The following is a 12,031-nucleotide window of genomic DNA, read 5'->3' as shown; positions in this document are numbered from 1 at the left end:
TGGGGAGGCCGCGCCTCCCCAGCCTTAACCTTTTACTCTTCCCCTCACCCCTCCCTCGCCACAGCATCGGCCGCCCAAATCGCAGCCTCAACCCGCTCAGGCGTAACAGTGAACCACGCGGCGTGACTAGACTCGCCGGGCGCGGTGGCGGCTTCGGCGACGGTGCGGATGTCGGCGCGGGTGGCTTGGGCAAGACCGAGGTCGGCGAGGCAGATGGGGAGGCCGACCGAGCGGCAGAAGGCTAAAACCTCGCGAACCTGGGTATCGGGGCGGCCTTCCAGCACCAGCTGGACCAAGGTGCCGAACGCTACTTTCTCGCCGTGCAGGCGGTCATGGCAGGCGGAGAGGCGGGTCAGGCCGTTGTGGATGGCGTGGGCGCCGGCAAGGCCAGCACTCTCGAAGCCCAGACCACTCAGGAGGGTGTTGGCCTCGACGATGGCTTCCAGAGCCGGGGTCACGCCGCCGGTCTCGGCGGCCCGCTTGGCCTGAACCCCGTATTCCAGCAAGGTGTCGTAGCACAGACGCGCCAGGGCGAGGGCGGTGCGCAGCGGGGCGTCGCCCCCGGTCAGTGGGTTGGGCCGGCCGCTGCGGGCACAGGTGTCGGCCTCCCAGTAGGTCGAAAGGGCGTCGCCCATGCCGGCGACCAGGGTGCGCACCGGGGCGCGGGCGATCAGGCCGGTATCGACCAGCACGCAATCGGGATTGTGCGGCAGTTGGACATAGCGATCGAACCTCCCGTCTTCGGTATAGACCACGATGACGGTCGAACAAGGGGCATCGGTTGCGGCAATGGTGGGGAACACGACGATGGGCAGGCCCCGGGCCAGGGCGACGGCCTTGCCGGTGTCGATGGCCTTGCCGCCGCCGGCGGCGATCACCAGATCGGCGCCTTGGTCGCGCGCCACCGCCGCCAGCCGGTCGATTTCGCGATCGCAGCATTCCCCGCCGAACGGTTCGGTGTGCACCGTGAGCCCGGCCGCGCCCAGCGAGGCCGAGATCGCGCTGGCGCAGGCGGCCAGCGCCCGGGTCCCACCGATCAGCAGAGCCCGCCGCCCGAGCCGGGCCGCATGGGTGCCGATGCGATGAACCGCTCCATCGCCTTGGACATAGCGCCTGGGCGCCAACAGCACGCCGGCCATTGGGTCACGCCTCCCCCAGTCTTTCAAAGAAACCAAGGCTGGGGAGGCTCGCCTCCCCAGACCCCTCATGCCAAAGCAAACGGGGGGCCCTCGGGGCCCTTGTGCCTTCGCCAAAACCTATAAGAGCTTTCTTGCTCCCAAACGGTTCCCTGCTTGAACCGTGCCCCCTTCTTGGCCGCTGGATCTCTCCGCGGGGGGGGAGTTAGCCGACCCGCTGCTCTTGCACGCCACCCGGCGCTGGCTCGCCGCCGCGCCGCTTGGTGCCACCGCCCTCGCCCGCTGGCACGCCCAGCGCCGCGCCCTCATTACCCTGGCCATGACCGACACCCCGGTCGGCCTGATCCTCGACAGCCGCGCCGCCTGCCTGCCCGGCCTCGCTGCGGCCCTGAGCACTCTCGACGCCCAGGCCGCAACTCTAGACGTGGTGCTGCTGCACACCCCGGGTCCCGGCCTGCCGTGGCCGCTTGATCCCCTGCCATCGGGCCCCCTGCCCGGCTATGCCCTCACCCGCCGGGCCGCCCTGCGTTTTCTCGCCCTGACGCCTTGGCTGGTCCGGCCCTTCGACGACACCTTGTTGCGGCCCTGGGCCACCGGCCTTGCGGTCTCGGCCCTCGCCGAGCCGGTGTTGGGGGAGCTTGCGCCAGAGGCCGAGCCCGAGACAGCCCCTTATCCCGAGGCCGAGCGTTTCTGGTGGCGGGCCAGTCGGGGTGTGGTCGCCGGCGCCGAAACGGCCCGCCGGGCGCTGTGGCGTCGGCGCTTGGGGGTGGGGGCCGGGTAGAAAAAGGAAGGCTGGGGAGGCGGGGCCTCCCCAGACCCCTCGATTCCTGGGAGTCCGGCCCGCCCTTTAAGAACCGGAACGCACGAGGAGGCGAGCATGCGAATTGATCAACTTCGGTTAAAAAATTATCGCATGTTTGAGGAAATTAATTTTTCCTTTGATCCTTCTTTCAATTTGTTCATCGGTGACAATGGGTCGGGAAAGACTTCCCTTCTTGAAGCCCTCAGCGTGGCAGCCAGCAGTTGGTTCCTGGGACTGAGAGGGTATGACAGTCGGCACATCCAGCAAGAAGACGTGCGACTGGTGGCCTGCAAGCATCCAGGCGGTATCCATTTTGAGGCGTGCTTCCCCGTGGAGGTCATTGCGCTTGGCGATGTTTCCCGCTTCCCAGTGGAGTGGTCTTGCGCTCTCGCATCAAGAACAGGAAGAGCCACGGTCAGGGGAGCAAAACTCATCAAGAGCCATGCTTTTGAAGCAGGCAATGACGTCCTGGCCGGAAAGGAAATCGTTCTCCCCGTCATCTCCTATTACGGCACCCAGCGCCTTTGGAAAGAACCTCGTCCCTCCCAAAAAAAGAACATCATCAAGCTCCCCGAGACCTTGCCTCAGCAACACGGTCTCTCGCGACTAGAGGGCTACCGCGACAGCGTTGATCCCAGGATTTCCATTCTTCAGCTCGAAAAATGGATCGCACGGCAGTCGTGGATCAGTTTTCAACAACGCCAGGACACGGCGCTGTTCGTCGCGGTTAAGCAAGCCATTCTGGCCTGCCTGGAGGGAGGACAGGATCTGTATTTCGACGCGGAGCGCGGCGAGGTGATTGTGGTGTGCGAGGAGAGCGGCGCCCTTCCCTTGGCCCAACTCAGTGACGGACAGCGGGTGATGGTTGCCCTGGTCGCCGATCTGGCCCAGAAAATCGCCCGCCTGAACCCGCATCTGGGCGAGGCGGCGCTGGTAGAGACGCCGGGCGTGGTGCTGATTGATGATTTGGATCTCCACCTCCATCCCCGCTGGCAGCGCCGGGTCGTCGGTGATTTACGCCGCACGTTTCCCCGGGTTCAATTTTTTGCCACCGCCCATTCGCCCCAGATCATCGGCGAGATCGAGCCTCGGCATGTCATTGCCTTGGATCGCCGCTCCCTCCAGTCCAGCGAGACCTTGGAACACGAAAGCGGCTGGATTCTTCGCCCGGTCATGGAGGCCAGCGAGCCCCCCTTGGATCTGCGAGACAGCCTGGAGGACCTGGAGCGTTTACTGAAGGCGGGTGACCTCGTGGCAGCCAAGGAGTGTCTCGAGCGCCTGCGCGATGGTTACGGCCCGAACCGGCCTTGAACGAGCGGCAGCCGCACCTGCCCAGCCTTCCCGATCTCTCGCGCCCCCTTCCTTGACAAGGCCCTGGCCAAAGCCTCTTCCCAAAGCGTCGTTTGCCCCTTATATGGATGGGGCCGGTGCAAGCCGGCTATGACACTAAACCTCACGCGGAATAAGCGTTGCGGACCCGGGGGCGGTACCCGGCGCCTCCACCATTTCCGGCTTTCGGGCGGGATCTGGGGGCGAAATAGGATCGACGTGCGTGGTAAAGGCCTGAGCTGTGTTCGGCATGGTACCCACCGTTATCGGGCCAACTCTGACAAGTGCCAACGACAACGTTGAACTTGCCGCTGCGGCGTAAAACACCGTAAGCGCGGTTCGGGGGGGCACCGGGCAACAGAAGCCCCCCCACTTCCTTTCTCTGTTCCTTTTCCAAGCATGGTGCGGCGCCGGTCCTCGCGCGGGGGGCCAGCGCGTGGCGTGACCTTGCGGAAAGGACGCCCTGATCGTGCCCATAAATAAGTCGGCATGCAGCGGGAAGGGCGGCCCATGCGCAAAACGCACGACGTCTTGCATGAGCTTGGTTGCGCTCGCGGACCCAGACGCTATGCTGTGCCGGGGTCCGACGTGACGCTGGCGCCCGGGCCGGATGAGCCGGCCGCGCCCCCGACGGACCCATGGCATGACCAGGGGACCCAAGGAGCGCCTGTGGAAGACCGGATCACCCAATTCGCCTATGACCAAATGGTCGAACGAGCCCTTCGCGGTGTCATGCGCGAGGCCCTTTTGGTGACGGAACGCCAGGGTTTGCCAGGGCAGCACCACTTCTACATCACGTTTCGCACCGATCACCCGGGCGCCGTGGTCCCGCCGCGTCTCAAAAGCCAGCACCCCGACGCCATGACCATCGTCTTGCAAAACCAGTTCTGGGATCTGGCGGTGAACGAGGAGGGCTTTGTGGTCAGCCTGTCCTTTGGGGGACGGCGCGAGCGCCTTGAGGTTCCTTTCGAGTCGGTGACGGCCTTTGCCGACCCGCATGCCACCTTCGGCTTGCAGTTCCACGTCACCTTGGATGACGGGGTCGAGGAAGAAGGGTCGGAGGACGAGCCCTCGGAGACCCCCGATAGTGGCACCGCGCCCGCCGTTCCCGATCCCTCAACCGATCCCAACAACGTCATTACCTTGGATCGCTTCCGCAAGAAGCCCTGATCCCAGGCCCCCGTCGTGTTGATCCCCAGGGGCCACAGGGTCTCCGGGGATGGTTTATTATTGTCTGGGAGAGCCCGTGGCATGATTGATCCCGCCTTCGCGGAAATGTTTCCGTTGAGCCCCGACACCACGGCCTATCGGCGCCTTGAGGCGGCCGACGGCTTGGTGGGCCAGGATACGTTCCGGGGCCGGCCCGTGGTGGTCGTCGAGCCCCGGGCCCTCACCGTGCTGGCCGAGGAGGCCTTCCACGATATCGCGCATTTGCTGCGCCCGGCCCATCTGGCCCAGGTGCGCGCGATTTTCGACGACCCCGAGGCCTCGGCCAACGACCGCTTCGTGGCGCTGGAACTGCTCAAGAACGCCAACATCTCGGCCGGCGGCATCTTGCCCATGTGCCAAGACACCGGCACGGCGATCATCATGGGCAAAAAGGGCCAGCAGGTCTTTTCCGGCGAAACCGACGCCCTCGCCCTGACCGAGGGCGTGGCGCGGGCGTATGCCAACAACAACCTGCGCTATTCCCAAATGGCCCCCCTGACGATGTTTGAGGAGGTCAACACCGGCAACAACCTGCCGGCGCAGATCGACCTCTACGCCACACCGGGCAGCGCCTACAAGTTCCTGTTCATGGCCAAGGGCGGTGGCTCGGCCAACAAGGTGTACTTGTACCAGCAGACCAAGGCCCTGCTGAATCCCGCCTCGCTGGTGCGCTTTGCCGACGAGCAGATCCGCACCCTGGGCACCGCCGCCTGTCCGCCCTACCACCTCGCGGTGGTGATTGGCGGCACCAGCGCCGAGACCTGCCTGAAGGCGGTCAAACTGGCCAGCGCCCATTATCTGGACGGCCTGCCGACCCAGGGCTCCAAGGCGGGGCATGCCTTCCGCGATCTGGAAATGGAAGCTACCATCTTGGAGCTGACGCGCCGCCTGGGCCTGGGCGCCCAGTTTGGCGGCAAGTATTTCTGCCACGACGTGCGGGTGATTCGCCTGCCACGCCATGGGGCGAGCTGCCCGGTGGGCATCGGCGTGTCGTGTTCGGCCGACCGGCAGGCGGTGGGCAAGATCACGGCCGAGGGCGTGTTCCTGGAGGCGCTGGAAACCAATCCGGCGGCCTATCTCCCCGATGTGCGCACCGATCGCCTGTCCAGCGACGTGGTCGAGATCGACCTGTCGCGGCCGATGGACGAGATTCGCGCCACCTTGTCGAAGTACCCGGTGCGTACCCGCGTGTCTCTGAACGGCCCGATGATTGTGGCGCGCGACATTGCGCACGCCAAGCTCAAGGAACGGCTCGACCGGGGCGAGGGGCTGCCCGACTACTTCAAGAACATGGCGGTGTACTACGCCGGCCCGGCCAAAACGCCGGCCAACTATGCCTCGGGCTCGTTCGGGCCGACGACGGCGGGGCGCATGGACGCCTACGTTGATCTGTTCCAAAGCCACGGCGGCTCCATGGTGATGATCGCCAAGGGCAACCGCTCCACCGCGGTGACCGAGGCCTGCCACAAGCACGGCGGCTTTTACCTGGGCTCGATCGGCGGCGCGGCGGCGCAACTGGCGCTCACCAGCATCCGCAAGGTTGAGGTTCTGGAATACCCCGAGCTGGGCATGGAGGCGATCTGGCGGATCGAGGTGAAGGATTTCCCGGCGTTCATCATCGTGGACGACAAGGGCAATGATTTTTTCAAGCAACTCTGAGTTCTCGGCCGGGCGGCGCTCCCAAGGGGAGTCCTCTTCGTCCGAGGATCTCCAACAAACCCGCATCGCCCACGCCCTGCTTCCGTTGCTGCGCGCCGCGCTAGGCCGGGTGGACCTGTGCGAAATGACCGACGCCTGTGGGTTCTACCTGGATGGCGTGCTGTTTGGCTTGGTCTCGGGGGGGCAGTTGCACTTTCGGGTCGATGCCGGAAATCGGGCCGACTACGACGCCTGGGAGCGGGAAACCGCCTCCCAGGATTTTTTCGCGGCGCCGCAAACCACGGGGGGGCTCAAATTCCGGGGGGTGCCGCCCTTCGTGCTCGATGACGAAGCTGTGCTGGTGACCTGGGGGCGCAAGGCCTTCGAGGCGGCCAAGCGCGCCCGTCAGGCGGCGGGATAGGTTTTTGTTCTCCCCCTTGTTTTCATCACTCACCTTCCGAGGAGCTTGGCAGACGCATGGATAACGTCGTCCCGGACCCGATGGTACGCAAACGATCCGTCACCATTGCGGGACATCGCACCAGTGTTTCCCTGGAGGAACCCTTCTGGGATGCCCTGAAAGATCTCGCGCGCCGGCGCGGGATCTCGGTCAACGATCTGGTCACCGATATTGACGCCCGACGCACGGGAAACCTGTCGAGCGCCATTCGCATTCACGTTCTGGCCGCCTATCGCAGCGACGGCGAGGGGGCCAGTCCGGACCTTCGCGCGGAACTCTAGAGGGTAAGGGAAGGCTGGGGAGGCTCGCCTCCCCAGGACCCCTCTCTCCCCAGGACGGTGGGGTCTGGGGAGGCGAGCCTCCCCAGCCTTCCCTCGTCCCATCCCTCCTTTAAGCATTGAAGGCGCGCGCGCTTGTGGGCTATCCATGACCATCCCGGCCGGGCGGGCGTCCGGCGGGGGTGGTTTCCGTGCCCCTGATGGTTGAGATCAAGCGCCATGACCGCTGATTACAAGTCCACCGTCTTCCTTCCCACCACCGCGTTTCCCATGAAAGCCGGCCTGGCCGACAAAGAGCCGGAGATTCTCGCGCGCTGGGAACGGCTGGACCTGTATGCCCGCCTGCGCGATGCCGCGCGCGGGCGCGACAAGTTTGTCCTGCACGACGGCCCGCCCTACGCCAACGGCCACCTGCACAACGGCCACGCCCTCAACAAAATCTTGAAGGACGTGATTACCCGCTCGCAGCAGATGATGGGCAAGGACAGCAATTATGTCCCGGGCTGGGACTGCCACGGCCTGCCCATCGAGTGGAAGATCGAGGAACGCTACCGCGCCAAGGGCCAAAACAAGGACGACGTGGACGTCGTGGCCTTCCGCCGCGAGTGCCGCGCCTTCGCCGAGGAATGGATTGCCATTCAGCGCGAGGAGTTCAAGCGCCTGGGCATCGTCGGCGACTGGAAGACCCCCTACACCACCATGGCCTATGCCGCCGAGGCGCGCATCGTGCGCGAACTGGGCAAGTTCTTGATGAACGGCGGGCTCTACAAGGGCGCCAAGCCGGTGTTGTGGTCGGTGGTGGAAAAGACCGCCCTGGCCGATGCCGAAGTGGAATACCAAGACCACACCTCGACCACCATCTGGGTACGCTTTCCCGTGGTCACCCCCGCCCAGCCGGCGCTGGCCGGGGCCTCGGTGGTGATCTGGACGACCACGCCGTGGACCATGCCGGGCAACCGGGCGGTCGCCTATGGCGCGGGCCTCTCCTATGCCGTGGTCAAGGTGACGGCGGTTGCCGAAGGCGCGCTGGCCCGGGTTGGCGAAACCCTGGTGGTCGGCGAAGACCTCCTGGCCGATGTTCTGGCCCACGCCAAGATCAGCGGCCACGAGGTGAGTGCCACCCTGCCGGGCACCGCGCTCGCCGGCACGGTGTGCGCCCACCCCTGGCGCGGCCGGGGCTATGACTATGACGTGCCGCTGCTGGCCGGCGACTTCGTGACCGCCGATCAGGGAACAGGCTTTGTCCACATCGCCCCGGGCCACGGCGAGGACGACTATTTCCTGGGGCGCGCCCATGGAATCCAGCCGCCCGACACGGTGGACGGCGACGGCCTGTATATGGCGCATGTGCCGCTGTTTGCCGGTCAGCACGTGTTCAAGGTGGCGCCGGCGGTGCTGGCGGCGATGACCGAGGCCGGGGCCTTGCTGGCGCATGGCAGCCTGACCCACAGCTACCCCCATTCCTGGCGCTCCAAGGCGCCCTTGATCTTCCGCAACACGCCGCAGTGGTTCATCTCGATGGAGACGAACGACCTGCGGGCCAAGGCGCTTCAGGCGATCGAGGACACCCGCTGGGTGCCGCCGCGCGGCCGCAACCGCATTGGCGCGATGATCGAGAGCCGGCCGGACTGGTGCGTGTCGCGCCAGCGGGCCTGGGGGGTGCCGATTGCCTTGTTTGTCAACAAGAAGACCGGCGAGCCCCTGCGCGATCCGGCGGTGATCGAACGCATTGCCCAGGCCTTCGAGGCCGAGGGCGCCGATGCGTGGTACACTGAGGATCCGCGTCGCTTCCTGGGCCCCGACTACGACCCGGCCGACTTCGAGCCGGTGCGCGACATTGTCGAGGTGTGGTTTGACAGCGGCTGCACCCATGCCTTCGTGCTGGAAGCCCGCGAGGACCTGAAGTGGCCGGCTGATCTGTACCTGGAGGGCTCGGACCAGCATCGCGGCTGGTTCCACACCTCCTTGCTGGAAAGCTGCGGCACCCGTGGGCGCGCCCCCTATGACGCGGTGCTGACCCATGGCTTCTTGCTCGACGAGAAGGGCGACAAGTTCTCCAAGTCGAAGGGCAATGCCGAAAGCCCACAAAAGGTGGTCTCGACCCTGGGCGCCGACATTTTGCGCCTGTGGGTGGTGTCGTCGGACTATACCAATGACATCCGCTTTGGCCCCGAAATCCTGAAGCAAACCACCGAGACCTACCGCCGCCTGCGCAACACCTTGCGCTTCTTGCTCGGCGCCTTGGAGGGCTTCGACGAGAGCGAGCGGGTCACCGACGTGGCGTCGATGCCGGAGTTGGAGCGCTGGGTGCTGCACCATCTGGCGGGACTCGACGAGCAGGTGCGCGCCTGCTGCCAGTCCTTCAGCTTCCATGAGTTGTTCCAGGCGCTCAACACCTTCTGCACCTTGGACCTCTCGGCGTTTTACCTCGATGTCCGCAAGGACGTGCTCTACTGCGACGGTCCCACCTCGCCGACGCGCCGGGCCTGCCGCACGGTCATTGATCTGGTGTTCAACCGTCTGGTGACGTGGCTCGCGCCGTTTATCTGCTTCACGGCGGAAGAGGCGTGGCTGACCCGCTTCCCCAGCGAGACCGACTCGGTGCATCTCCAGCTCTTCCCCGAGACGCCGGCCGGCTGGCGCGACGAGGCCCTGGCGACGCGCTGGGCTCAGGTGCGCGGGCTGCGCCGGGTGGTGACCGGCGCCTTAGAGCGGGCCCGTGCCGACAAGGTGCTGGGCGCCAGCGTTCAGGCCCACCCGGTGGTGTATGCCTCGGCCGAACGGCTGGCCGCGTGCGCCGGCCTCGACATGGCCGAGTTGTGCATCACCTCGGGCCTCTCCCTGGTAGACAGCGCCCAAACCCCGGCCCCCGAAGGCGCCCACACCCTGGAGGACGTCACCGACGTGGCGGTGGTCGTGCAGGTGGCCGAGGGCGACAAGTGCCAGCGCTGCTGGAAGATCCTGCCCGATGTTGGCACCCACGCCCATCCTGGGACCTGTGGGCGCTGCGACAGTGTCCTGACCCAGGCCTCGGCATGAGGGGTCTGGGGGCCGCCTTGCTCCGACGCCGCCTTGCCAGCGGCCTCGGGGTGGCCGGGATCTTGATGGGCCTTGACCAGCTCCTCAAGACCTGGATCCTGGACGTGGTGATGAACCCACCCCGGGTCTTGGAGATCACCCCCTTTTTCAATTTGGTGCTGGTGTGGAACCGGGGGTAAGCTTCGGGGTCATGAACAACGACGGCCCATGGAACGCCTGGATCTTGTCCGGGCTGGCCGCAGGCATTACCGTGTTTTTGTTGGTGTGGCTCCGCCGTGCCGAGACATCCTTGCAGGTTTTCGCCCTGGGCCTTGTCATCGGGGGCGCGCTGGGCAACGTAATCGATCGCGTGTTGTACGGCGCGGTGGTGGATTTTCTTGATGTCCATGGGTTTGGCTATCACTGGCCAGCCTTCAACCTTGCCGATGCGGCCATCAGCACGGGGGCGGCGCTTCTGATTGGGGAAGCCCTGCTGCGTCGCGACGTTGGCCCTCGGCGCAGCGCCGGGGACTAACGTCCAGAGCCCGGCGTCGCCTTTTTCTTCCGGTTGCCTCCAGGAGATAGACTCCCGCCATGAGCCCGTTCACCCCTTCGCGCGCGTCTGTTGCCGTGCCCCTTCTCGTGGTCGCCGCCCTCGCGCTGGGAGCGTGCGGCGAAACCAAGAAGACCCTCGGCCTGGAACGCCAGCCTCCCGATGAATTCAAGGTTGTCACCCGGGCCCCCCTGGCCCTGCCGCCCGACTTCAACCTTCGCCCGCCCCAGCCCGGCGCCGAGCGGCCGCAGGAGATCTCGCCGCGCGATGTCGCCCGCACCGCCTTGATGGGACAAGCCGGCGCCGCCCCCTTGAGCGGAACAACGCCGGGGGAAAATGTCTTGTTGCGTCAGGCGGGAACCGACCGGGCCGTGCCGGGTATTCGCGACATCGTCAATCGCGAGACCTCGGTCCTGGCCAAGGAAGAGCGCACATTTACCGACCGCCTGGTGTTCTGGCGGGCGCCGGAGGAGGATCCGGGCAAGGCCGTCGATGCCGAGGCCGAATTGAAGCGCTTGCGGGAAAATCAGTCGCTCGGCCGTCCCGTCACCGAGGGACACACGCCGACCATCGAACGCCGGGAACGCGGCCTGCTCGAAGGCCTGTTCTAAGGAACAAAGCGGTCTGGGGAGGCCAAGCCTCCCCAGCCTTTTTTTACTTCTTCGCCACAGGCTTCTTCTCAGGAGCCTTGGCCGCCTTTTTGGTCGGGGTCCCCTTGCCTTTGGTCGGCGTGATCGGGGTGTTGTCGGCCGTAGCGGTCGAGCACGCCGGAGCCTGGACGGCGAACGGGTGCTGGGCAACCACGAAGTCCACCAGACCACCGGAGCGGACAGCCTGAAGGGCTTCAAACGCGGCCTGGGCCTCGCCGCAGTACCCGGAGCGGTCCTGCATGAAGCGGGTGGCAGCCTCATTGGCCATGCGGGTGACGGCGGTATTCAACTGATTGGCACCCTTGCCGCCGTACTGCCGGCTATAGTAGCCGGTGAGCGACTGGCCGTGGCTGGCCAGATCGGACTGGAACTTCGTCACAAACTGGTTGTAGGACGCGGACTGACCACACGACAGCCCGGCCACCATCAGATGGCTTTGCAAGGCCCGCACCGCGATCGCGGCGTCGTCGCGCGACGGATGACACGGGGCGGACGAGGCAGCGGCAACCTGCGTCGGGGTGGTGGCGGCGGACGCGGGCAGGGTCGGGGTCGCCTGGGAAACGGTCGGGGCCGGGGTGGGATCCGAGGCACACGCGGCCAGCAGGAGCAGAGCCGCCCCCGCCGACGAGATCGAAACAAAGGAAGATCGAGCCGGGCCGCGCGAACGCAGGCCGGACAAGACGCGATGAGCCATGAGCGGCGTCCTCCGGGGAGCATGAAAACGTGACTCTGGTACCACACCCCGGGCGTCCTGACCAGCCGTCTCGGGGTCGGTTCATGGAAGACCGAAGGAAGGCTGGGGAGGCGGGCCTCCCCAGACCCCACCTCGCATGAAGGAAGCCCCAGGATTGGAGGGGTCTAGGGAGGCCCGCCTCCCCAGCCTTCCTTTTTTCGCCCCGCCCATTTTGCGCTGCGCTGTTGCCGGAAGGCCCCCGGTTGTGCACCCTTCGGCCTGAGC

12 protein-coding genes and 1 other RNA gene are annotated in these 12,031 nt (G+C 65.9%); 11 read left to right on the top strand and 2 right to left on the bottom strand.

Annotated features, from left to right (window positions below; all coding sequences use genetic code 11):
- Window positions 1–44 precede the first annotated feature (44 nt).
- Complete coding sequence (locus tag RSPPHO_RS15515; protein ID WP_041795873.1) at window positions 45–1,139, bottom strand: glycerol dehydrogenase; 1,095 nt, start codon at window positions 1,137–1,139, stop codon at window positions 45–47.
- Between the two features lie 160 nt (window positions 1,140–1,299).
- Here RSPPHO_RS15515 and RSPPHO_RS15510 point away from each other — a divergent pair, with 160 nt between their 5' ends.
- The 11 genes from RSPPHO_RS15510 to RSPPHO_RS15470 all read left to right on the top strand — a co-directional run bounded on the left by RSPPHO_RS15510 (window position 1,300) and on the right by RSPPHO_RS15470 (window position 11,034).
- Window positions 1,300–1,917, top strand: a complete 618-nt coding sequence (locus RSPPHO_RS15510) for a hypothetical protein (RefSeq protein ID WP_157879273.1) — start codon at window positions 1,300–1,302, stop codon at window positions 1,915–1,917.
- Window positions 1,918–2,013: 96 nt separating this feature from the next.
- Window positions 2,014–3,249 carry an AAA family ATPase gene (locus RSPPHO_RS15505; RefSeq protein WP_014416157.1) on the top strand — a complete coding sequence of 412 codons (1,236 nt, stop codon included), beginning with the start codon at window positions 2,014–2,016 and terminating at the stop codon, window positions 3,247–3,249.
- A 73-nt stretch (window positions 3,250–3,322) separates the two neighbouring features.
- Window positions 3,323–3,641, top strand: a transfer-messenger RNA (tmRNA) gene (ssrA, locus tag RSPPHO_RS18420).
- Window positions 3,642–3,936: 295 nt separating this feature from the next.
- Window positions 3,937–4,437 (top strand): SspB family protein, encoded by a 501-nt coding sequence (locus RSPPHO_RS15500; protein ID WP_242390521.1) that lies wholly within the window; start codon window positions 3,937–3,939, stop codon window positions 4,435–4,437.
- 81 nt (window positions 4,438–4,518) lie between these two features.
- Window positions 4,519–6,135, top strand: a complete 1,617-nt coding sequence (locus tag RSPPHO_RS15495) for a fumarate hydratase (protein ID WP_041795871.1) — start codon at window positions 4,519–4,521, stop codon at window positions 6,133–6,135.
- Window positions 6,113–6,535 carry a TfoX/Sxy family protein gene (locus RSPPHO_RS15490; protein WP_014416154.1) on the top strand — a complete coding sequence of 141 codons (423 nt, stop codon included), beginning with the start codon at window positions 6,113–6,115 and terminating at the stop codon, window positions 6,533–6,535. Before RSPPHO_RS15495 ends, RSPPHO_RS15490 begins: the two co-directional genes overlap by 23 nt.
- Before the next feature lie 56 nt (window positions 6,536–6,591).
- Complete coding sequence (locus tag RSPPHO_RS15485; protein ID WP_014416153.1) at window positions 6,592–6,855, top strand: ribbon-helix-helix domain-containing protein; 264 nt, start codon at window positions 6,592–6,594, stop codon at window positions 6,853–6,855.
- Window positions 6,856–7,071: 216 nt separating this feature from the next.
- Entirely contained in the window at window positions 7,072–9,891 is a 2,820-nt protein-coding gene (ileS, locus tag RSPPHO_RS15480) for an isoleucine--tRNA ligase (RefSeq protein ID WP_041795856.1), read from the top strand.
- Window positions 9,888–10,070 (top strand): signal peptidase II, encoded by a 183-nt coding sequence (locus RSPPHO_RS21770; protein WP_014416151.1) that lies wholly within the window; start codon window positions 9,888–9,890, stop codon window positions 10,068–10,070. Before ileS ends, RSPPHO_RS21770 begins: the two co-directional genes overlap by 4 nt.
- An 11-nt stretch (window positions 10,071–10,081) precedes the next feature.
- Complete coding sequence (gene lspA, locus RSPPHO_RS21765; RefSeq protein ID WP_339325388.1) at window positions 10,082–10,405, top strand: signal peptidase II; 324 nt, start codon at window positions 10,082–10,084, stop codon at window positions 10,403–10,405.
- 59 nt (window positions 10,406–10,464) lie between these two features.
- A complete protein-coding gene (locus RSPPHO_RS15470) occupies window positions 10,465–11,034 on the top strand; it encodes a DUF3035 domain-containing protein (protein ID WP_014416149.1) in 570 nt (189 codons plus the stop codon).
- 43 nt (window positions 11,035–11,077) lie between these two features.
- Here the strand turns inward: RSPPHO_RS15470 and RSPPHO_RS20605 are convergent, their stop codons facing one another.
- A complete protein-coding gene (locus tag RSPPHO_RS20605) occupies window positions 11,078–11,767 on the bottom strand; it encodes a hypothetical protein (RefSeq protein ID WP_069187558.1) in 690 nt (229 codons plus the stop codon).
- Between the last annotated feature and the right edge of the window lie 264 nt (window positions 11,768–12,031).

It is taken from the genome of Pararhodospirillum photometricum DSM 122 (assembly GCF_000284415.1).
GTDB classification, from domain to species: domain Bacteria; phylum Pseudomonadota; class Alphaproteobacteria; order Rhodospirillales; family Rhodospirillaceae; genus Pararhodospirillum; species Pararhodospirillum photometricum.
The sequence above is the reverse complement of the archived record's forward strand: the minus strand, read 5'-3'. Positions and strand labels throughout refer to the sequence as shown.